12 protein-coding genes and 1 pseudogene are annotated in these 22,710 nt (G+C 70.5%); 9 read left to right on the top strand and 4 right to left on the bottom strand.

What is annotated here, in order from left to right; translation table 11 throughout:
- Complete coding sequence (locus ABT025_RS23000; RefSeq protein ID WP_350997472.1) at positions 1–3,834, top strand: vWA domain-containing protein; 3,834 nt, start codon at positions 1–3, stop codon at positions 3,832–3,834.
- Complete coding sequence (locus tag ABT025_RS22995) at positions 3,831–5,747, top strand: hypothetical protein (RefSeq protein ID WP_350997469.1); 1,917 nt, start codon at positions 3,831–3,833, stop codon at positions 5,745–5,747. The genes ABT025_RS23000 and ABT025_RS22995 overlap by 4 nt, the downstream gene beginning before the upstream one ends.
- A 219-nt stretch (positions 5,748–5,966) precedes the next feature.
- Here ABT025_RS22995 and ABT025_RS22990 read toward each other — a convergent pair whose 3' ends face one another.
- On the bottom strand, positions 5,967–6,887 hold the full coding sequence (locus ABT025_RS22990; RefSeq protein ID WP_350997466.1) for an MFS transporter: 921 nt from the start codon (positions 6,885–6,887) through the stop codon (positions 5,967–5,969).
- 62 nt (positions 6,888–6,949) lie between these two features.
- Here ABT025_RS22990 and ABT025_RS22985 point away from each other — a divergent pair, with 62 nt between their 5' ends.
- The 5 genes from ABT025_RS22985 to ABT025_RS22965 all read left to right on the top strand — a co-directional run bounded on the left by ABT025_RS22985 (position 6,950) and on the right by ABT025_RS22965 (position 11,406).
- The gene (locus ABT025_RS22985; RefSeq protein WP_350997463.1) at positions 6,950–7,417 is read left to right on the top strand and encodes a YybH family protein; all 468 of its coding nucleotides are present in this window, start codon (positions 6,950–6,952) and stop codon (positions 7,415–7,417) included.
- Positions 7,414–8,265 carry a fumarylacetoacetate hydrolase family protein gene (locus tag ABT025_RS22980; RefSeq protein ID WP_350997460.1) on the top strand — a complete coding sequence of 284 codons (852 nt, stop codon included), beginning with the start codon at positions 7,414–7,416 and terminating at the stop codon, positions 8,263–8,265. Before ABT025_RS22985 ends, ABT025_RS22980 begins: the two co-directional genes overlap by 4 nt.
- A 4-nt stretch (positions 8,266–8,269) precedes the next feature.
- Positions 8,270–8,668: a RidA family protein gene (locus ABT025_RS22975; RefSeq protein WP_350997457.1), complete on the top strand. Its 399-nt coding sequence runs from the start codon at positions 8,270–8,272 to the stop codon at positions 8,666–8,668.
- Between the two features lie 835 nt (positions 8,669–9,503).
- Positions 9,504–10,445 (top strand): universal stress protein, encoded by a 942-nt coding sequence (locus ABT025_RS22970; protein ID WP_350997454.1) that lies wholly within the window; start codon positions 9,504–9,506, stop codon positions 10,443–10,445.
- 55 nt (positions 10,446–10,500) lie between these two features.
- Positions 10,501–11,406, top strand: coding sequence for a universal stress protein (locus ABT025_RS22965; RefSeq protein ID WP_350997451.1), 906 nt, complete (start codon positions 10,501–10,503; stop codon positions 11,404–11,406).
- 260 nt (positions 11,407–11,666) lie between these two features.
- Here ABT025_RS22965 and ABT025_RS22960 read toward each other — a convergent pair whose 3' ends face one another.
- Positions 11,667–12,203 carry a hypothetical protein gene (locus ABT025_RS22960; protein ID WP_350997448.1) on the bottom strand — a complete coding sequence of 179 codons (537 nt, stop codon included), beginning with the start codon at positions 12,201–12,203 and terminating at the stop codon, positions 11,667–11,669.
- Positions 12,204–12,244: 41 nt separating this feature from the next.
- The gene (locus tag ABT025_RS22955; protein WP_350997600.1) at positions 12,245–20,896 is read right to left on the bottom strand and encodes a golvesin C-terminal-like domain-containing protein; all 8,652 of its coding nucleotides are present in this window, start codon (positions 20,894–20,896) and stop codon (positions 12,245–12,247) included.
- Between the two features lie 460 nt (positions 20,897–21,356).
- On the opposite strand from ABT025_RS22955, the gene ABT025_RS22950 reads away from it, so the two are divergent.
- Both ABT025_RS22950 and lepB read left to right on the top strand, forming a co-directional pair.
- Positions 21,357–21,845, top strand: a complete 489-nt coding sequence (locus ABT025_RS22950) for a hypothetical protein (protein WP_350997445.1) — start codon at positions 21,357–21,359, stop codon at positions 21,843–21,845.
- Positions 21,842–22,462 (top strand): signal peptidase I, encoded by a 621-nt coding sequence (gene lepB, locus ABT025_RS22945; protein WP_350997442.1) that lies wholly within the window; start codon positions 21,842–21,844, stop codon positions 22,460–22,462. The genes ABT025_RS22950 and lepB overlap by 4 nt, the downstream gene beginning before the upstream one ends.
- On the opposite strand, the pseudogene ABT025_RS22940 reads toward lepB, so the two are convergent.
- Positions 22,459–22,710, bottom strand: a pseudogene (locus tag ABT025_RS22940) (hypothetical protein); the annotation flags it as partial. The gene lepB and the pseudogene ABT025_RS22940 overlap by 4 nt on opposite strands.

Here is a 22,710-nt window from a genome sequence, read left to right as displayed (position 1 = left end):
ATGAGCGAGTCGACCATCCCCGAGACGTGGTCCACCGTCGAGCTGTCGCCCACCGGTGCGCCGGCCGTTTCCCGGGCGCAGGGCCCGGGGGCCGGGCCCGCCACCGCGGAAGCCGCGGTGGCGGCCCTCGCGGCGGCCGGCCCCGGGCTGCCGTTCCTGATCGGGGTGCGCCACCACGCGCCCTCGCTGGCGGCCGCCCTCCCGGCACTGCTGGACGCGGCGGCCCCCGACGTCCTCCTCGTCGAACTGCCCGCCGAGTTCCAGCCCTGGCTGGGCTGGCTCGCCCACGAGGAGACCGAGGCCCCGGTGGCGCTGGCCGCCGTACCCGCCGACGGGACCGGGCCCGTCTCCGAAGGCCGACAGGGTCCGGCCTTCTACCCGTTCGCGGACTTCTCGCCCGAACTGGTCGCGCTGCGCTGGGCGGCGAGAAACGGGGTCCCGGCTGTTGCCTGCGATCTGCCGCTGGCCGACCGGGCGTGGGCGGGGGACCTTCCGGACGGCCCCGCCCCCGCCCCGGGCGCGGACTCCGCGCCCGTTCCGGGCGAGGGGCACGGACTGTCCGACGCGCTCCGGTCCCGGCTCACCGGCCGGGAGGGCGACGACCTGTGGGACCGGCTGGTGGAGACCTTCGCCCCCGGATCGACACCCGAGGCGCTCCGCCGTGCCGCCCTGCTCACCGGCTGGGCACTGCGCCACGAGGCCGAGGCGCGGGGCGGGGTGCAACGCACGGACCTGGTGCGCGAGGCGTGTATGCGCCGCCATGTCGCCGAGGCCCTGGCGAACGGGCGGCGGCCCGCCGTGGTGGTGGGAGCCTTCCACACCCCGGCGCTGCTGCCGTCAGTCGCAGGGGACCCCGCACCAAAGGTGTTCGCAGACGCGCCCGCCTCGCCAGGTCCCGGCGCGGACGGCCGCGTGAACGGCGCTGCCGGGACGGCGGCGTGCACGGTCTCCCTGGTCCCGTACACGTACCCGCTGCTCGACTCACGGTCGGGCTACCCGGCAGGCATCCGGGACCCGGAGTGGCAGCACACCGTCCTGGACGCCGCCGGGGACCCGGCCGCGCTGCACGAGGCGCTGATCCGCACCGCGGTCCGCGTCTGCGCCGCCCTGCGCGAACAGGGCCACCCCTACGGCCCGGCGGAGGGCCGGGAGGTCGTCCGGGTGGCCGGTGACCTGGCCCGCCTGCGCGACCTGCCCGCCCCCGGCCGCGGTGAACTCCTGGAAGCCGTGCAGACGGTACTGGGGCGCGGCGAGACCTACGGCACGGGCCGCGCCGTCGCCCGGGCCCTCGAACGCGTACTCGTCGGAGCCCGCACCGGACGGCCCGCGCCCGCCGCACCGCGCAGCGGACTGGGCCCCGCGGTCGAGGCCGAGACCGCGGCGCTCTCCCTCCCCGGCCCCGAGGACGCGCACGAGAAGACACCGCGCGACCTCCGGCTGGACCCGGCGCGCTCCACCCTGGACCGGCGCCGCGAACTGCTGCTGCGCAGGCTGACGGTGTGCGGCATCCCTTACGCGCAGGAGCAGGGGGTGACCGGCGCGGCGGGCACGGAAGGACTCACGACGCGCTGGCAGGTGCGGTGGACCCCGGCGACGGTCGCGATGCTCACCGCGGCCGGGGCCCGCGGCGTCACCCCGGCCCAGGCGGCCGTGGGCGTGCTGCGGCAGCGACACGCGGCCGAGCGCGCTGACGGCGGACCGACGGCAGCCCAGGTCGTCCGCGGCCTCACGGAGGCCGCCGAGTGCGGGCTCCCCGCTCTTGCCGACGAGCGGCTGACGGAGCTGGCCGTCGTACTCCCCGCGAGCGGTTCCCTTCCCGAACTCCTTGCCGGGCTCGACCTGCTGGATCGTATCCACGCCGGCCACCTGCCGGGCCTGGCCGAGCCCGACGAGCCCTCGGCCACGGACGCCACCGCCACCGCCGCCGTCTCCGCCCGTGCCACCCGCACCGCGCGGGCGGCCGAACTCCTGACCTCGGCCGCGGTCCGCCAGGTCGACGGCCTGACCGGCTCCGAGGAGCCCGAGGACGCCCGGGCGCTGCTCGAACTGGCCCAGCGGGCCGACCGGGTGGGCGGCATCCGGCTCAGCGCCGCCCTCGCCCGGCTGGCCCTGGACGGCACTCCGCTGATCGCCGCGGCCGCCGGAGCGGTCAGGGTGCTCACGGGCCACGAAGAGGCCGAGGCCTTCGGGGGACGCGTCGCCTCCTGGGTGGACGGAGCCGCGGACAGCACCTCGCGGGCCGCGCTCACCGCCCGCCTCACGGGCGTCCTGACCGTGGCCGGCCCCCTTCTGACCGTCGGTGTCGGCGCCCTGGATCCGTTGTTGCACCGGGTCGTCGAGCTGGACGACACCGCGTTCCTGGCCCGGCTGCCGGCCCTGCGCGGTGGTTTCGACACCCTGAGCCCGGCCGCCCGGGACCGGCTGCTGGACACCGTCGAGGAGCGGTTGGGCGAACGGGTGGACACCCTTGACGCGGACGATCCGGACGAGCTGGCCCGTCGGACAAAGGCCGATCTCGCGGCCCGCGAGCTCCTGACCGGCCTCGGCCTGCCCGTTCCGCCACCCGCGCACGACGACCGGTTCCCACCGCTGTCCGGCCACCCCGCCGCACTCTCCACAGGGGCCGCGCCTGCGAGGACCTTCGCGCCCGCCGAACCCTCCACCGGGGCCGCGCCTGCCGCACCCCCCACCGACGCGGCGCCCGCGCGGACCCTCGCGCCCGCCGACCGGTGGCGGCTCGTGCTCGGCCGGCGCCCGGACCAGCTGCCGGCCGGCGCCGGCCGCCTGGCGACCGCTCTGGACGAGCTCTACGGCGCGGGACACGGCGAGGGATCCCGCAGTGGCCTTCCCGGCCCCGGTCACGGTGGCGGCTCCGGACCGCGCGGCGGCCGGGAACCGTCATTCCCCGGTGTCCGCGAGTGGTCAGAGGAACTGGCCGCGCTGTTCGGCCCCGGCATCCGCGAGGAGGTCCTCGCCGCCGCAGCCGCGACGGGCCGGCAGGACGTCCTCGCCGAACTCGACCCGGCGGCAGTCACCCCCTCCGTGGAACTGCTCCGGACGATCCTGCGGTACGCCGGCGGGCTCCCCGAAGCCCGCCTTGCGGCACTACGGCCCCTGGTCCGCCGCCTGGTCGACGAACTGACCCGGCAGCTCGCCACCCGGCTGCGGCCCGCCCTCACCGGCACGATGCTGGCCCGGCCCACCCGCCGCCCCGGCGGTCGGCTGGACCTGCCGCGCACGCTGCGCGCCAACCTGGCCACCGCCCGGCGGACGGCCGACGGAACGGTCCGGGTGATCCCCGAGAGGCCGGTGTTCCGCAGTCGCGCCCGACGGTCGGCCGACTGGCGCCTGATCCTGGTCACCGACGTCTCCGGATCCATGGAGGCGTCCACGATCTGGTCCGCGCTGACCGCCTCCGTGCTCGCCGGGGTGCCGACCCTGAGCACCCATTTCCTGGCCTTCTCCACGGAGGTCGTCGACCTCACCGGCCATGTGCAGGATCCCCTCTCCCTCCTGCTGGAGGTGAGCGTGGGCGGGGGCACACACATAGCCGCCGGGCTGCGGCACGCCCGCAGCCTGATCACGGTGCCGACCCGCACCCTCGTCGTCGTCATCAGCGACTTCGAGGAGGGCGCGCCACTCGGCGGACTGCTGTCCGAGGTGCGGGCCCTGGTGACCGCCGGCTGCCACGTCCTCGGGTGCGCGAGTCTCGACGACGCCGGCCGGCCCCGCTACTCGACGGGCGTCGCAGGGCAGCTCGTGGCCGCCGGCATGCCTGTGGCGGCCCTCAGCCCACTCGAACTGGCCCGTTGGATAGGGGAGAAGACCGCATGAACGCCGCCCAGTTGCCACCCGTAGCGCCCGAGGTCACGGCCATGCTGGTGGAGGAGCTCTCACCCCGGCTGCGCAAGCGGCTGGACGCGGCAGTCACCAAGCTCGGCGCCCGCCCGACGCACCGTGACGGGGACACGGTGACGATCGAGGTCGACGACGAGACCGAATTGCGGCTGCACGCCCCGGGGGGCGTGGTGGCGACGGCGGACGCCATCACCTGCGGTTGCCTCCTGGCCCCGGCATGCGCCCACCGCGCGGCCGCCGCCTGCGCCGCCCCCGCGGCGGACCTGGCGCCGGAGCTCGCCGACCAGCCCCCAGGGGCGGTCCCCGACCCCGCCTCCGCAACGGATCCCGCCTCCGACCCGGCCTCCACCTCCGACCCGGCCCCCGCTCCCGACTCCACCCCCGACCCGGCCTCCACCCCCACCCCCGACGCCGCCTCCACGCCCGAGGTGGCGAGCCCGGCCCAGCGTGCCGCGGCCGCCGCTCTGTGGTCGGCGGGCACCGCCGTGCTGGAGGCAGGCGTCGACGGGGCCGGCGCCGTCACCCAGTCGGCCCTTCTCCGTGCCGCGCACACCGCCCGGCTCCGGCACCTGCCGCGCGCCGCGAGCGCGGCGCTGTCCGTCGTCACGCTGCTGCGCGCGGCCCGCGCCGGGGATCCGTCCTACCGCACCGCCGATCTCGTCACGGCCCTGACCGAACTCCTGGGCACCGCACACCGAGTGGGGACGGCGTCCGGGGCGGAACTGGCCGCTGTCAGAGGGCGCGCGCGCCGCCCGTACAGCCCGGACGGCTCGCTGCGTCTGTACGGCCTGTTCACCGAACCCGTGGTCACCGACTCGGGGCACGGCGGCGTCCGCACCTGGGTCGCCGGATCCGACGGCCGCCTCTTCACGGTCGGCGACGTGGCACCCGGCGGCGTCGGACGCGCCCTGGGCGTGGCCGACAGGGCCGTGCGCCTGGGGGACAGCGCGCTCACCCATCGGGAGCTGGGCCGGGCCGGCCTGGCCGTCTCGGGGGCGACGGTCTCGCCGGACGGAAGACTGGGTGCGGGCAAGGGCGTCAAGGCCGTTACCGCCCAGGGCGCGGCGTGGACGGAGCTGCCGCTCGCCGCCCTGTGGCAGACGCCGCCCTCCGAACAGGCCGCCCGCGCGCTGCGGTCCATCTCCCGCTACGCAGACCCGGACGGCGGTGGCAGCGACCTGCTCTTCCTGGATGTCGAACTCATCGGCGCCGTACGGGAGGCGGGTGGCACCTGCCTGCTCGCGCGGTGCGAGGGAGGCGTTCCCGTGCGGCTCACCGTCGCCGACGACGACCCCGCGCTGGCCCACCGCGACAATCTGATGCTGCTGGCCGCGGCGCCGGGGACACGGCTGAGGATCGTCGGCCGTCTGGTGCCCTCCCTCCACCCCCGGCTCACCCTCCTCGCCTGCTCACACCCCACGGGCGAGGGCACGATCGACCTCGGCCTCGATCGCCTGAGCCGCGCCGACCTCCCGGACCCGGGCGCCCCCGTGCACCCCGCCCCGCCACAGCCCGGAGGGTCCGGCGAGCACTCGCCCCTGTACCTCCTGGAGCGCAGGGTCGAACAGGCGGTCCCGGCAGGCCGCGCCGCCCTCGGCATGCTCGGCGACGTCACCGCCGAGACCCGCCGCATCCGCCGCGCGGGCCTCCCCACGGCCGCCGGACTCCTCAGGGCCATGTGCGCCTCGGCGGCCCAACGCGATCGCGACCTCTTCGGCCGCCTTCTCCCCGCCGACACCGACGGCTTCGCCACCTACTGGCTCGCAGCCGCCCGTTACACGGCCGCCGTGGCCGAGTCCCTGTGCGCGGCAGCCTGGCAAGCGACGCAGGAGGGCCCGGCCGCGGCGCCGTCCGTCCCGGACCAGGTGCCAGGACGGGCCGTGGCGTAGACCCCTCGGTACCAGCGGGTGCAGCTCCGGTTCCCGCCCTGCCCGTCGTACTCCTCGACGCAGGCCCGGTGGGCGTTGGTTGTCCCGGCCGTCCGTGTGAACGCCGTCGTGGGACGGCGTTCACACGGACGATGAGCCTTCAGCGCCCGGCGCCGCACCGGCACCGCACCGCACCGCACAGCACCGGTACCGGCGCGCTGGACGGGGCCGCCGGATCGGTCAGGTGCCGGCGGCGGCGTTGTGCGCGGTCTTGCGTACGCCGATGGTGACCAGTGCCACGGCGGCGGCGGCCAGCATCCCGATGCCGCCGATGAGGGCGCAGGTGTGCAGCGCGTCCGTGAAGCTCGCGCCGTAGACGGACTGGGCCTGGGCCGTGGTCGGGCCGGTGGAGAGGCGGAGGAAGGCGCCGGCCTGGATGCCGGCGTCGGAGACGACACCCAGCACCTGCCCCCGGTCGGCCGGGCCGAGATCCGAGGCCGCGAGGTGGCCCGGGAGAGTGGCCAGGGTGCGGTTGGTGAGCAGAACACCGAAGACCGCGGGGCCGAGTGCGCTGCCGATCTGGCGCAGGGCGCTGCTGGCGGCACCTGCGGTGGGGGCGAGTCGGGGCGGCAGGCTGTTCACGGCGATGGTGGTGATGGGGGCCGTGGCCAGGGCGATGCCTATGCCGAGGACGCCGATGACCGCGGCGGAGACGGCGACCCCGGTGGACGCGTCGAAGCTGGTGACGAGGAGGGCGCCGACGCCGCCCACGGCGAGGCCGACGATCAGGACGAGGCCGGGGGTGGTGCGGACCATGAGGCGTCCTACCAGCGGGCCGAGGACGACGGTGAAGCCGTTGAGAGCGATGAGGCGGATGGCGATGTCGAAGGTGGAGTCGTGGTGCACGAGTCCGAAGTACTCGCTCAGGGTGAAGACGAGGCCGACCTGGGCGAAGAGGGTGAGGCACATGACGACGGCCGTGCCGGAGAAGGCGAGGGACGAGAAGAGCCGCATGTCGAGCATGGGGTGCGTGGAACGCAACTCGGTGACGATGAACGCGGCGAGGGTCGCGGCTGCGACGACGAACCCGATGACGACCTCTGCGGAGCCCCAGCCGGCGACCCCGCCCTCGATGACCGCGTAGACGAGGGAGGTGATCATGACGATGGCCAGGAGCTGACCCGGAACCTCCAGCTCGACGGCGGTTCGTACCGGGGGGTCCTGTGAGTACCGTCGTGAGCGCGGACGCCGCGACCAGGGCCGAGCTGCTCGCCCTCGAAGAGCGTCGCCGTGCGGCCCTCGTCGCGGGGGACATCCCGGCACTGGACGCGATGTTCGACGAGTCGCTCGTACACATCCACGCCCCCGGGCTCACACACGGCAAGGCTCAGCTCCTGGAGCACGTCGCGACACGTCGGGCCTACCTCGACTCGGAGCGTGGCGAGCTGCGGATCCGGCTCGTCGGCGACGTGGCCGTCATGACGGGCCGGCTGACCAACCGGCTCCGTTCCCCCGAGGGGGGCGAGCGGGTCCTCGGCGGGGTCGTCACCCAGGTGGTGCGGCGCTGCGACGACGGCGAGTGGCGCTTCCTCAGCTTCCAGATGACGCCGGACGGCGAACACGTATGGCCTGCGATGCCCTCGGAGCTGGAGGCGCAGGACGAGACCACAGGGAAAGACGGACAACGATGAAGATCGCACGATTCCGCGTGGCCGACGGCCCGATACGGCTCGGGCGCGTCGACGGCGACCGGATCACCGACATCTCCGACGTCCCGGGTGCGGGCACGTCGCTGCGCGCGATTCTGCCGGTGCTCGGCACGCTCCGGGAAGCCTTCCTCGCGGCCGACGGCCCGGGCCTCCCGCTCGACGCCGTCGTGCTGGAGGCGCCGGTCGACGAGCCGCAGAAGTACCTCGGCATCGGCATGAACTACAAGGAGCATGCGGAGGAGGCACGCCTGGCGGGCGTGCCGATCCCGACGAGCCAGATGTGGTTCAACAAGCAGGTGTCGTGCATCGTCGGGCCGTACGACGCGATCCACAAGCCTGCGGTGTCGGACCAGCTCGACTACGAGGTGGAGCTGGGCGTCGTCATCGGGCAGCGCTGCCGGCACGTGGCCGCCGAGGACGCGCGCTCCGTGATCGCGGGCTACCTCGTGGCCAACGACGTGTCCGTGCGCGACTGGCTCGCCAAGCGCTCGCCCACCTTCACGCTGGGCAAGTCCTTCGACACGCACGGACCGATCGGCCCGTGGCTGACGACGGACGACGAGATCGCCGACCCGCACGACCTGCGGATGCGGCTGAGTGTCAACGGCGAGGTCCGGCAGGACTCGCCCACCAGCGACATGATCCATGACATCTACGAGCAGATCGCATACCTGTCACAGGTCATGACGCTCATGCCGGGCGACATCCTCGCCACCGGCACCCCGGCCGGGATCGGCGCCCCCACGGGACGCTTCCTGAAGGCGGGGGACACGGTGAGGGCCGAGATCGAGGGCCTCGGGGTGATCGAGAACCATGTCGTCGCACCCTGATCGCGTGCCGCGCCGCGTCAGCGTCCACCTACCGGGGTTCGGGCATGCCAACCCCGTCCCGGTCGCGAGCCGCATCGGCCCGTTCCTGGCCTCGGGCGTCCTCACCGGCCGCGACCCGGCCACCGGGGAGATGCCGACGGGCCTGCCGGCACAGTGCGCCAACGTGTTCGCGCACGTCCGCGCGCTCATGGAGACGGTGGGCGGCACCACGGACGACATCCTCAAGATGACGTTCTGGCTCGCCGCGTACCGCGACCGCGACGCGCTCAACCGGGAGTGGACCGAGATGTTCCCCGACCCGGCCCACCGGCCCGCGCGCCAGGTGGCCGCGGCACAGCTGGACGGCGGCGCGCTCGTCCATTGCGACCTCCTGGCGATTCTCGGCGACACGAACGGCTTGTGACGCCTGCGGTGTCCGCGGTGTCTGCATTCTGCAGTGCCTGAGCGACCTGAGTAGCCCGAGATGCCTGAGCTGGTTGAGACACCTACGGCACCTGTGACAGCTATGACACCCGTGGCATGTGTGATGCCTGCGGCCACAGCCGCCCGGGGCGGAGACGGAGGCGGATGTTCAGGAGACCGCTCGGCGGCCTCCGAGGCCGGCGGCGCCGGTGGGGGCGATGGCGAACTCTTCCGTGCCTGCGCCCCGCAGCTGCCGGGTGGGATCCGTTCCGCCGGGTGCCACCGCCGACGCCCGGCTCGTCACCTGTGGTGGAGGACCGGCGAGGAGGCGGGGCACTTTCCGATGCGCCAGTGCGGGCATATCGTAAAAATATGGTCAAAGTCAGACGTAAGCGAGAAGCGTACGAATGTCCGGCCTGCAAGCAGTCCGTGCCGGCCGCAGTCCATCGTCACAAGACTCTCGGCATATTCGTCCCGACCTGGGGCCCGGGCGCATGCCAGAACCAAGAGTGCCCCGAATTCCGGTTGGACCCCAGCTACAAGAAGTCCCAGGCCCGGTAGCGACATCGACGCGCGGCGGCGGGCTGCCCGCCCGGCCCGAAGTCGGTGGCCACCCGGGAACGCACCCGCCCCCGCGACCCGGGCGGCCCGCTCGTCGCGGACCTCGCCCACCGGATGCGTCACAGCCGTACGGCGCCTTGTCCCTGTGCCCTGCGACCCTTGTCCCTGCGGGGTTCGGGGCGGCCTCCGATGTCGTCCTCGTGGGCCATCGTCCGCGTCGCTTCGGACGGCGAACAGACCGACAATGTAGGCAGACGCATGTACGAGGAGCCGTGATGCGTACTGACATGCCCGGCGCCGGTGAAGCCCCGAAGACGGTCGTAGGTGTGGACGGTTCGGAACATGCCAGGACTGCCGCGCTCTGGGGAGCGGCCCGGGCCGTCCGTCATCAGCAGGGCCTGTGCCTCGTACACGCCGTCGATCTGGACCGCCTGGATCGATTCGCCTCGTTCGAGACATCGCAACACGTCCTGGAACGCGGCCGCGGACTGTTGCGAGGACTGGCGGGGGAGACGGCGCACCGATTTCCCGGACTGGACGTCGCGCTCGAACTCAGACGCGAAAGGCCGGTTTCCGCGCTCCACGCGATTGCCCGGCCGGGCGACACCATTGTTGTCGGCAGCAGGGGCAGCGGTGGATTCGGCCCTCTCCTCCCTGGGCCGGTCGGTCTCGGCGCTGTCGCGGGCAGCCGCGTGCCCGTGGTCGTGGTGCACGGCAGGACCGAGCGGGGGGACGGCGTGCCGGTCGTGGCCGCAGTGGTGGCCGCGATCGCGGATGAACGGGACGCGGAATGGGTCGTCCAGGCCGCGCGGGAGGCACGGGCTCGCACAGGTGTCCTTCGGCTGCTGCATGTGCGGAGCACGCTGACGCGATCCGGAACCCGTCGCGACCTCCCCGACGAGGCCGGGCACTTCGACGGCCCGGGCCAACGGCTGCTGGCCGGTCTTGCCACCCGGATCCGGGAGGACCGGGACGGTCCGACCGTGCGCACCGAGGTCATCACTGCCCGGTCGGCCGCCGCCGGGCTCGTCGAGGCCAGCCGGGACGCGGACCTGTTGATCGTGGGGAGCCGGAAGCGGCGCACCGTCCCGCAGCTCGGGCCAGGGCATGTCGTTCACGCGCTGCTGCACCATGCGCACTGCGCTGTGCAGATCGTGCCCTACGACACGGATGAGGTGACAGTCGCGACCGGAAATCAGCTCGGGGACGACCGCTGACCGCGGCCCCGAACGGAGGGAGCCGTGTCGTCCCCCACCGCATCGAGGAGGGACCATGCGGAACAATCGGCGAAGTCTGACTCTGGACGGGCCCGTGGTCGTGGGAACCGATGCCATGCCGGACGCCCACCGGGCCGTGCGCTGGGCGGCAGCCGAGGCCGACTCCAGGGGGCAGCCGCTGACCATCGTGCACGCCACCAGGACCGAATCGGGACATCCCCGCCTGTCCCTCAAGGGAGTTCGGCAGGCGAAGGACCACGCCGCCGACGTGCTGGCCGAGGCGGAAGCGCTGGCGGGAGAGACTGCTCCCGGTGTCACTGTCACGACGGCCACATGCCCGTACGACACTGCGGCCTGTCTGCTCGGCCAGGCCGGTCAGGAGGGCACGATCGTCGTCGGGACGCGCGGGCACGGAGGGTTCCTGGGGCTGCTCGTGGGCTCCGACGCCCTGCGGGTCGCGGCCCGCTCCAGGGTGCCCACCGTTGTGGTTCCCCCACGTGAGCGCGACCGTCCTGCCGGGGTCGTCATGGCCGCCGCGCGGGATGACCGGGACCGTGAGGCAGTACGTCTCGCTGCGGATCTGGCGCTGCGCCGCGGAGCCCGGTTGCGCGTCGTCAGCGTGTGGATCTTCCTGGAGAACGTCGGCAGTATGGCGACGATGTTCGACGACCCGTCCGAACTCGCGGCCACCGAGAGCGCCGAGGTCGCGCGTCTCGTCGCGCGACTGCGCGAGGAGCGACCCGGTCTGGACGTCGCCCACGATGTCGTGCGTGCCGCGTCGTCAGCCGCCGTACTGGTCGCGGCAACCGCGGAGGCGGACGCCGTGGTCATCGGCTCCCGCCGCCGGTCGGTCCCTGTCGGTGCGCCCCTGGGCCACGTCACCCACGCCGTGCTGCACCATGCGCACTGCCCGGTACTTCTGACCCCTCAGTCCCACGATGAACCACCAGAACAGAATTGACCAAGGGGGTTCCAACGCGCGGTCCGAAGCACGCGGTTCGAAGCACGAGGCCCGAAGCGCGCGGTCCGAAGAGCGCGGCCCGGCGACGCGGCCGGTGAATGAGGGCCCGCTGCGTGCACGTCCGTTGTGCCGGGCGGGCCCCGAAGTCCGGAGTGGGGGCACATTGCCGATCCGGTCCCGGACCGAATGCCACGCACCACGGCCCGCCCGGGAAGAACCGGGCGGGCCGTGGTGTCGAACGGGCTGATCTGCGGCCAGGATCAAAGAGCCCGGTAAGAGGGCGCGGGGATCGACGCTGCGACACCGAAGGGTGCGAATCCCGTCTCCGTGAGAACGCGGTAGACGAACTCCGAGGCCGACATGTCGAAACGCTGAAAGGGCTCCAGCGGGTCCACCCGGGCCATCACCGGCCATGTCGCCGGATCCCGTGCGGTGTCGGCCAGCCAGTAGTACTCCTCCTCGATGAAGGAGTAGCCCCACTGCACAAGGCCCGTTCCCTTGCTGTCCTCGTTCGCGCCGAGCAGGCCGGCGGGTTCGAAATTCCGCCGGTTGTCCGGGTTGGCCGAGACCGAGGTGAGCAATTTCGCGTGGTTGGCGCGCACCGACTCCGAATCCTCGTTCGCCTCCAGGACCAGGAGGTGGTCACTGAAAGCACCCCAGGGCGCGAAGCGGCGACGCAGTTCCTTGAAATCATCGGGGAGAGGGGTGCCAAGGAATTCCTCGGTTCCGGACCAGTCGGGTTCGCCGGCTTCGCCGCCCCAACCCGTGACCGTCACCAGGCGTTCGACCCATTCCATGTGCACCCCTCCGCGCAATTCACTTACCGACTACGCCCTGGTCAGGGCCTGTTCCAAATCGTCTGATCGACAATTCTGGCCCCGGTGGACGTATAGGCGGTCATGGTAACACCGAGCGGAATGGGGTTGCTATCGCTTCCCCATACCGGAACGGAGGAGTAGTAGACGGTATTTCCCGCGGCGATCGAGTCCGCGATCTTCTGTTCCTGTGTCGACATCTCCGGGGAATTCGCGGTGCGATACAGCGGGACCAAATTGCGACGGTCCGTGCCGCTTCCCCCGAGCTGGCGGGCGAGAAGGTGTCCGCGGTTCATCTGGGGCTTGTTCCCCAGCCTGAATCCGGGCGGCGCGTTCTCGAAGAACCCCGGCGTGGACGGAGGCCAGGGCGCGTTGCTGCCCATGATCTCCGTGTCCGGTGTGTTCAACATCGTGTTGCCCTCCTTGTCCGTGTAGTTGAAGCCACCGGCGGTGAGGCACGCGTAGGCGCCCTGGGCCCTGCCCTGCTTGTCGAGCGGCGCGTAGTACGTCATGCTCTGGCCGGCCGCGCAGTCGTCGCGGGTGAACGGGAACAGGGTGTCGGCCGGCTGCCACTCCTTCTTGGAGTCCGGCTTGAGGAGCAGCCCCTTGTTGTAGTCAGGGGTGTCCCCGGGATCCGACTCGACGCCGTTGGGCGCCGTGGGTGTGTTCCACCCGATTCCGTTGAGGAAGACCTCAACCGCCGTGAACACGCCCTTGGGCGCCTTCGTGGCCACCTTCGCGCCACCCGAGAAGAAGTCCTTGATCGGGTCCAGCCAGCTGTGGCCGTCGAGTTCGGTCCGGCTCACCGGATTGCCGCCGGTGAAGGCGTAGCGGTTGCCCGTGTAGGGGTCCGCGCCGAGACTCATGTCGGCGAGGGCCCCGTTGTACATGTCACGGGTGGTGAAGCGGTTCAGCCCCGGGCTGTAGTCGCGGAACCCCATGTCGTACGTACCCGACCGGGCGTCCCAGCGCTTGGCGTTGAAGCGGTAGGGGTTGTACTCCTCCTTGGTGGGGTCGGCCGCGTCGGGCTTGTCGATACCGGTGAACTCGGCGTCGTCGTTGTTCCCGTAGGCGGTGTAGCCGTACGTCGCCTTCGAGTCGCCGTTCTCGTCGGTCAGTGTCTCGACGTCGGTGCGGCTGTTGTAGCCGTAATAGCCGTCCTCGGACGTGCCGTCGTCGTTGTGCTTGATCTGCGACAGCCGCTCGCCCCAGGGGCTGTACTGGTACGACTTGGTCAGCTCGCTGCCGACCTTCTCGTCCAGCACCTCGTTGGACAGACCGAGGTAGTCGAAGTCGGTCGTCTTGCCGTCCGACGTCTTGGACGAGGTCCGGTCGAGCGGATCGAAGACGTACGTGGTGGACTTCAGCGTCCCCGCGGCGTCGGCCTTCTGCGACTCCACGACGTGGTCGAACCCGTCGTACACCTGCCGGTCGATGACCTTGCCACCGCTGGTGGTGGACTCCTGCCGGCCGAACGGGTCGTAGGTGTAGCGCGCCGTGCTCCCACCGCTGCTCGCGGTCAGCAGCCGGTTGCGGTCGTACTCGTACGCGGTGGTGACGCCCTTGACGGTCTGGCTGATGACATTGGCGTTGTCGTCGTGGACGTACGTCTCGGTGCCGGCCCCGGTGCCCGTCTTGACGGACTTGGCGAGCCGGTCCACGGGGTCATAGGTGTAGTCAGTCGTCGACGACAGGTATGACGAGCGGCTGTCGGCGTCCATCTTCCTCGCGACGTCCTGCGCCTTGTTGCCGTCGGCGTCGTAGGCGTAGGTGTGCGAGGAGACGAGGGTGCCGTTGGGCTTGTTCTCCGTGGTGGTCTTCGGCGCGGCGTCGGCGTAGTACGTGTAGTCGACGGTGTTGCCGTTGCCCTTGGTCTCCTTCAGCTTGAGGCCGCGGTCGGTGTACGTGTACGAGGTGACCTTCGGATCGGCGTCCGTGGCCGTCTTGCCGACCGTCACCGTCCTGACCAGTTCCCGCAGGTCGTAGCTGTACTTGGAGTACTGGTCGGGGTGGGTGACCGTGTCGGCCCGGCCGTTGGCGTCATACGTGTACGTCGTGGACTTCTTGTCCTGCCCGGCAAGCGCCTCGGTCACCTTCGCGACCTGGTTCAGACCCGTGTAGGAGACCGTGTAGGCGTCGATCTTCGCCGTGGAAGACGTGTCGTCGATCTTGGTCAGGTTGCCGTTGATGTCGTAGGTGTAGGCGTAGTCGTGCTTCTCGTTGTCGGTTTCGCCGGCGGTGCTGCGCACCAGCTTGACGCCGTCCGCGACGACGGTCCCGGCGCTGTTCTGGTCCAGCTTGAGCTTGGCGTCCTCACCCTGCTCGAGGGTGTAGGTGCCGAGCCCCACCCAGGTGCCGGTGCTCGCGTTCTGGTCCTTGGTGACAGCCGGTTCGGTGGTCGTGCCGTGGGTGAGCGTGTACTTCGCCGCGGTGGCGGCTCCGGTCACCTTCGGGTACTTCACGTACGCCGTGTAGCTGCCGTCCTTGGGTATGTTCAGCGTCCAGGTGTACGCGTCGGTGCCCGCGCCGGCTGCGTGGGTGCGATGGTCGTAGCCCTGCTGCCCGGTTGCGTCCGCCGCTGTCCAGGTGCCGGTGGAGGACGTGTTCTGGGTGTCCGAGTTGTCGACCAGGACGACGGCCTGGCCGACCGGGACGCCGTCGTCCGCCCGGTTCTTGAGCGACCCGTCCGGATAGTACGACCACGTCATGGTGCGGTTGGCCGAACCGTCCGCCGCCGAGATGGTGCGGGTGGCCTGCTTGCCCAGCTTGTCGTAGTCGAAGTCGGTGACGATCGACCACGGGTCGGTGGACTTCTTCACCCAGCCGTTGTCGAAGTAGTCCTGGGTGGTGTCGTTGCGGACGCTCTCGCCCTCGGACGGCGGCATCGACGTCCTGGAGACCCGGCCCACGGCGTCGTAGTCCGTGCGCGTGTAGACGTTCGGGTCGTTGTACCGGCTGTCGGCCGGATCGTAGGGCTGGTACTGCTTGACCGGCCGGTTGAGGGCGTCGTACTCGGTACGGGAGACGAAGTCGTCGGCCGCGGCCGTGGCCGTGCCGCGCGGCGTGGTCACCCTTGTCGCATTGCCGACCTGGTCGTACTCGTACTTGGTCGACCGCGTCCTGGTGCCGTCGTAGGGCGCCTTGACCTCGGTCTTCTTGCCACGCTCGTCATAGGTGACGGTGGTGGTCCGGTTCTCCTTGTCCGTCGTGGAGAGGGTCAGACCGTCCTTGTCGAAGGTCTGCGTGGTGAACTTCCCGGCCGCGTCGGTGACCTGGACGGCACGGTGGTTGAGGTCGTAGTCCTTCTTGGTCGTGTAGTCGGTGGTGTCCGCGGTGGCGTTCTTCTTGGGGTCGACGATCGTGGTGACGTTGCCGACGTTGTCGTAGACGTACGAGACCTTGTCACCGGCCGCGTTGACCGCCGAGGCCAACTGGTAGATCTCGTCGTAGTAGTTGGTTGCGATGTAGTCGGTGGCGTCGGAAGCGGTGGCCGTGCCCTTGGGCTCGGTCGTCGTCTTCAGGTTGCCGACCTTGTCGTACGTGTACGTCGAGGTGCGCGGGCTCGTGTTGTTGTTCGCCGGTGCGCTCGCCGACGTGATCTGGTCCGCGCTGTCGTACACCGCGGTCGATACGGCCCCGTCCGGTGCGGTGGTCCTCGTGGTGTTGTCGTTCGCGTCGTACACGGGCGCCGGCGCCGTGATCAGTTCGCCCGCGTTCTGGTCCTTGGGCACCGTGCTGACCAGCGGACGTCCGTAGGCGTCATAGGTCTGCGTGGTCTTCTTGCCCAGTGCGTCGGTGACCTCTGTGACCTGGCCGCGCTCGTCGTAGACATACGTCGTCGACTTGCTCAGCGCGTCCGTCATGGTCTTCGGATAGCCGGTCGGACCGAAGTCGCTGTTCGTCGAGGCATGCCCGTTGGCATCCGTCGTCCTGGTCATCTGACCGTAGGCGTCGTACTCGTACGCCGTCGTGTAGTCCCCGGCCGTCGCCGTGGCGACGCCCTTCGGGTCCGTGACCGTCTTCAGGTTGCCGAACGAGTCGTACCCGAACTGCCACGTACGGCCCTCGGGCGACGTCTTCTTGAACAGGTCGGCCGAGAAGCCGTCGAGGCGTGTCTGGTACGTGTACTGCTGCGAGTCCGTCGGATAGGTACCCGGCGCGCAGTCCGAGGGCGGCGGAACGCCTGCCTTGTTGCTCTCCGGGTTGCGCGACCACAGCGGGAAGCCCGTCTTCTGGTCGAAGCAGTAGGCGGACTTGGCGCCGTTCGCCTCCTCCAGGTAGGTGACGTTGTTGTCGGCGTCCCACGCCATCGTGGTGGTCTGCGACTTCGCGTTCGTCGTCTGCACCGGGCGCCCGAAGTCGTCCGTGACGAACTTCGTCGCGTGGGACTCCGCGTCCGTCACCGTCGCGTCGGTGAACTTCGCGTTCGTGGTGTTCACCGCGTACGTGAAGTCCGTGTCGCCGGCGAGGCGGTCGGTGACCTTCTTGGTCCACCAGTGGTACTTCGGGTCGTCGCCCGCCGACGGCTCGTTGTACGCCATCGACGTGGCGTTTCCGCGCGGGTCGACGGCCTTGACCAGCTTGACGTTCTTGTTGCCCTGCGTGGCGTCGTAGGTGAATCCGAAGACCTTCGGCTGCGCCGAGCCGTCACCGTCCACGAACCGGCCCAGCAGGCCCTTGTCCGTGTAGTAGAACGAGACCTTGCGGCCCGAGATGTCCGTCATGGACTTCACGTGGTCGTAGATCTTGGAGTTGTTGAGCTTCGTGCCGGTGACCTTGGCGCCCGTGTCGTCGATGTACTCGTACGACGCGTCACCCTTCTTGTAGTAGTCGACCGTCAACGACTGCCGAGTGGCCGGGTCGGTGATGTACGTCAGGAACTTCGTCGGCTTGTTGTTGGACTTGCGCTCCTCGTACGTGTACGTCTGCGTGTTGCCGTTCTTGTCGGTCACCGACGTCATGTAGCCGTCGCAGCCGAACAGGAAGCGCGTGCCGTCGGGGCGCGTCAGCGTCCACGCGTCCGGGATCGGGTCCTTGTTCGGGGTGCAGTCCAGGCCCGACTTCATCGTGACCTTGTAGTGAACGCCCGCAGGGGCCTTCCACGTGCCGTCCGGCTGCTTCCGGAAGACGTGCGTGGTGCCGTCACCGTCGGGGAGGCGGATCTCCGTCGGGTTCGGATTGGGCTGGAAGTCCAGTGGGGCGCCGAGCCGGACCGGCCCTGCCGCCTGCGCCGACCAGCCCGCACCGGACACCGTGTCCGAGGTGTCGAGCGAGTTGTACGAGAACCGTGCGAACGTGGTCAGGCCGCGCCCTGGGTTCGTGAAGGCGTTGTACGACCAGACCGAGTTGCCTGCGGCCAGGTTGTTCATCACCGTCGAGCCGGCGCCGGTGTTCTTGCCCGTATAGGAGTAGAACTTCTCCAGGCCCAGCGCGTTGGAGGTCGGGTCCTCCACCGCCACGTTCTGCTTCAGCGACGGAATGCCACCGGTCCCGGCGGACAGCCAGGTGCTGTCGGAGACCTTCTGGATGTCCCAGCCCAGGACGTACTCGGTGCGCTTGTTGCCCGAGTCGGAGTTGATCGGCGTCTTGACCTGCGCCTTGACCGTCGCGGACTCCGCCGGGGCGAGTGCCGGGACCGCGGTCTTGACCTGGTTGCCCCCGGTGGTGACGTCGGTGCCGTCGGGGAGCTTCCAGGTGTACGAGAGGACCCGCTCACCGGCCGCCCACGCCGCGGACGTTGTGTTGGTGACCGTCATGTCCACCGTGTACGTGGAGTTCGGCGTCATGCGGGCCGGTGTCTGCGGTGCGTAGTACGTGTTCTCCGAGGTGGCGTCCACGTAGATGACGCGCAGCAGCGGGCCGAGCTGCTGGTCCTCGCCCTCGGAGGCGAGGAACAGGGTGCGTTCCTGCGGTCCGGCGGTCGTCTCGTCCTTCAGCTTGACCAGGGCGCCCTTGTTGCCGGCGGGTGTCCTGACCCAGCTCTGGGTGAGGGAGGTGGCGTCCCACCAGTGGCGGCCGACCTCGGAGACCTGGGCGACGGTGTCGGAGACGGCAGCGGAGAAGTCACCGCCCGGCGCGGTCCACGCGGTGCCGGTGGCGGCGCTGTTCCAGGTCGCCGTCGTCTCCGCGAAGTCCTTGTTCAGGCCGTGGAGTTCGTAGATCGCGCCATCGGTGTCGGTCGTGGTCTCCGCGCCCCACATGTACAGCTTCGATTCGAGGACGGTGGCCGTCGTCGGGATGGAGGCCGTGGGGAACTTCAGGGTGGTGCGGGTCTTTCCGTACGTTCCGGAGTTGTTGCCGACGCTGAGCCACTTCTGGCCCACGCCGAAGGACTGGATGGTGTCCTGGTTGGTTGCGGGCTGCTGCGAGGAGAGCGTGGTGTCGGTGACCCCGCCGGCGGTGCCCTGGACCAGCTTCATCGTGCGGCCGGACTTGGGAACTCCGACCACGCGCGTGGGCGACCCGATGACCGAGCCGTCCTTCGTCTTCACCGCGATCTGGTAGTAGTACGTGCGGCTGATCTCCTGCGCCGAGGATGGTGGCGTCGGCGTGGCGGTGGTGTCGGTGTAGGCCGTGGTGGCCTTGTCCACCGGGGCGACGAGCGTCGCGGCGGAGGGCGTGAACACCTGCTGCGTGGAGCGGTGCAACTGGTACTCGACGATGTCCTGGCCGGTGTCGCCGGACTTGTTGGAGTACGCGGACCAACTCAGCTCGGGGCCGGTGTCGTGGACGACCGTCGGCGAGCTCAGTGCGGAGCCGACCTTGCCGTAGGTGATGGTGAGCCGCGGAAGGCCGGCCGTCTCGTCGCCGTACGTGGAGCCGTCGCCGGCCTCGTAGCGGGGACCGCCTGTGAGGGTGGCCGCCGCGGTGTCGTCCTTGGCCTGGAGCACGAAGCCGTGGTTGACGGCGGTGCCCGAGAGCCACTTCTGGACGGTGTCGGTCACCGGGAACCTGTGCCACGCGTTGTACTCGCCGGTGTTCTTGACGATCTGGGCCGGGTTCACCAGCCGGATCGAGTCGGCGATGTTGCGCGTGGTGGACGATCCGGTGTCGCCCAGGACGACTTCGCCCGCATTGCCGCGGGCGAAGTAGTACTGCGTGCCGCTGACCGCCTTCCACGCCGCGGCGGTCCCGGTCTGGTTGACCGTGCCCGTTGCGGTGCCGTCGCGGTGGCTGATCGTGTACGGGGCCGCGGTAGCCGCGTCGGTGGCGGGCGGGAAGTGGGCTTCCACCCGGTAGGACGCGGTCTCGGGAATCTGCGGCTGCCACGTGTACGTCTCGCCGGTGGCGGAGTTCTTGTTGTACGCGTAGTCGTCGCCGGTTGCCGCACCGCCGGTCGTGGCGGCCTTGGGCCACTCGCCCACCGCGGCCGTTCCGGTGTCGCCGTCGTCGATCTGGTACGTGGTGCCCGACAGCTCGCCCGAGAGGGCGCTGGTGTTGGACCAGGTCGCCGTCGACTCGTCCCAGGCACCCGTCGCCCGGTGCGCCTCGATGGTGACATCGTTGGCATTGGTGGTGTGCGTCTGGTCGTAGTACATCTCCAGACGCGCCGTGTCGATCTTCGTCCCGGTGGGGATCTCGCTGATCGGGAACTTGATCAGCGAGCGTGAGATGCCCGTGTCGGTCTTGCCCGCGGACATCTTCCAGGTGTTGTTGAAATTCGCGGTGGGCTGGTCGGACAGGACCATCGTGTCCTGCGACTGCGCGGCCGTCGGCATGACGGTGATCGTCGGGTCGATCGTGACCGGGTACCGGCGCTTGCTCGAAGCCAGCCACTTCGTGTCCGGCGTGATGACGATCTTCCAGTCGTCGCCGTCCCGCACCAGTTTCTGGTCGACCCGGGGGCTGTAGGCGAGTCCGTAGGGCGAGGAGGCGTCCTTGCGGGTGTCCGTCATGTACGCGGCCGGGATCGACATCACCGGCGTGTTCGGCAGCTCGCCGTACAGCGCGATGGACCCGTCCTTGCGGGCCTTCGGTGTCAGCCCTCCCGCGTCCAGGGTGAAGGTGTACGACACCGGTCCCGACGGCGCCCCGGCGAGGAGGATGTTCTCCTTCACATGCCCCGGGCCCACCTGGTACTGGAGATCGGCTCCGCCCGCGGCCACGTCCTTGTACGTGACCGTGGAGCCCTTCGCCGTCGGGCTCACCGACTTCGACTCCGCGGCCTCAAGGCCGAGGGTGACAGCGGGCCCGTCCTCGCCGGCCTGGAACTTCAGCAGCTTTCCAGGGCCGGACCCGAACCAGCTGCGAGCCGAATTGGACGTGTTGGAGAAATCGAATCCCGCGGCATCCGTGGCGGATACACCGGTGTCGATCAGCTTCCAGGTCTTCGTCTTTCCCCTGCCGACCCCGTAGCCGGTCGGCACCGCCGAAACCTCGGCCTGGACACGGCCGTCCGACAACTCCCAGAACCGTGCGTGCTCGGTACGCCGCGAAGTCAGTTCCCTGACGCGCCGGGCCGAGGCGGATGCCTTCCCCTTCGGCAGCTTCTCACGGCTGGGGATCGCCAGCTCGCCACCCGCCGAAGGCTGAGACGAGCCCTCGCCGTCATCCTCGGAGAACCATCCCTTGATGGTGTCGACCACACCCTTGTCACCGTCGTGACCAGGGGATGAGGCCGGTGCCGCATAGGCGAGCTGGGGTAGCCCCGTACTCACCACCGCGGCGACGACCATGCAGGAGACGAGTCTCCCGTACCGGACTTTCACGTCCCTATTCCCTTTCCCTTACGACGCCCCGCGCCCCCGTGCGCGCGAAAGGCCGGGCGCCAGAGGGAAATGCGGACACGCCGAACCGCCGATCGGCTCGGGCCGACCGGATGCATGATTGAGCCCCCTCGTGAACACGGAGTTCACCCGGGCGAGTTGGCGCTCGGCGGAAGCGGGTGATGTCTAGTCACCGAATGGCCTGCCAGTCAAGCCACGGCACAATGCCGACAGTTGACCCCGAATTCGGGGGTGATTCGCCCGCTATTTCCGTGCAGTGGAACTGCGCACCGCATCTGGGGTATAACCGCCCGGCCCGCGGCTGAGCCATGGCGCGGAGCCGAACAACGCCTCAGGGAAGCCGGGACGACGCATGCCACCGACCGAAGAGCCAGAGCCCTCAGCAGCGGGCCGCCCAGCTCCGGATCCCGTGTCCGCGGAGGCGGAACCGCCGCAGTCCGGGAGCGCGGCCGGCCGGCGCGCCGACCGGCGCGGCATCGCCGTCGGAGCGCTTCTCCTCACCGTGTGCGCCGGCCTCGTCCTGTACGGGGTGCTCGGCACCCAGGAGAAGAGCGTCGAGCCGGCGAGGCCGACGGCCGCGGTGACGTACGAGGTCACAGGTGAGGGAACCGCCGACCTGACCTACCAGGCCCGCAGCGAGTCCGGCACGGCCGTCGTGGCCCGCCGGGTCTCCCTGCCGTGGAAGAAGACCGTGCGCGTCCCGTTGGGCAACCCGCCCATCGTCACCATCACGCTCGATGCCGAGGGCGGACAGGCCCGTTGCGCACTCGCCGTGCGCGGACGGCACGTCCAGACCGCGACGGCCTCCGGCTCCTACGGGCGCGCCACCTGTCAGGGCGAACTGCCGGGCCCGGAGAACACCGCCGACGCGGTCGAGCCGGCACAGGAGGGATCGTGAAACTCTTCACTCCCGCCCCGCGCCTCGTGTACCTCGCCCTCGTGGTTCTGGGCGCCCTCACGGCTGCCGGGGCCCTCTGGACGGTTCTGAGTTCCTACACGGTGGTCACTGCCAGAGCAGCGATGGAACCCACGTACCGCGAGGGCGAACGCGTCGTGGTCGAGCGATCCGGTGGCAACGACGTGCGGAGAGGGGACGTCGTGCTCTACGGCGTGCCGGACCGCTACGGCGGGCTGCCGGTCCTCCAGCGCGTCATCGGACTCGGTGGCGACCGCGTCGTCTTCGCCGACGGAACCCTGACCATCAACGGAACACGGGCTGACGAGCCTTATGCGAAGAAGGCGGATGCCGGGTTCGACACGGCACCCTACGACGTGAAGGTGCCGGACGGACGCATGTTCCTGCTGGGGGACAACCGTGAGAACTCGAACGACTCGCGGTACTTCCTGAGCGAGGACTCCGGCACCGTTCCCACCGCCGCGGTCCAGGGCCGCGCACTCGAGAGCGGCGGTGCCCCGGTCGGACTCGGACTGGCCGTAGCGCTCGGCGTACTGGCCGCCTTCGTCGGCGGCATCTGCATGCTGGCCGGCCGGCGGACCCGTCGGGACAGCCCTTAGGGACGCTGACCGGCGCCGGGGGTGTGCTCCGCACTCCTTCCTCGTGGGGGAGGGGGCGTCGGGTGGTCCTTCGACGGTGCGGTCGCGGGTGTTCCGGTCGACTTCCCGGGCTTCGAGGCCGCGTTGTCGGCGCCGGACAGCGCGGCGCAGTAGGTGTCCACGGTGTCGTCGCCGCCTGCGGCCTCCGCCAGGCGCCGGAACGCCGCGCCTTGGTGTTTGCCGTTGCCCCTGGTCCATGCGTGGCAGAG

It is taken from the genome of Streptomyces sp. NPDC002809 (genome assembly GCF_040295435.1).
GTDB lineage: Bacteria > Actinomycetota > Actinomycetes > Streptomycetales > Streptomycetaceae > Streptomyces.
The sequence above is the reverse complement of the archived record's forward strand: the minus strand, read 5'-3'. Positions and strand labels throughout refer to the sequence as shown.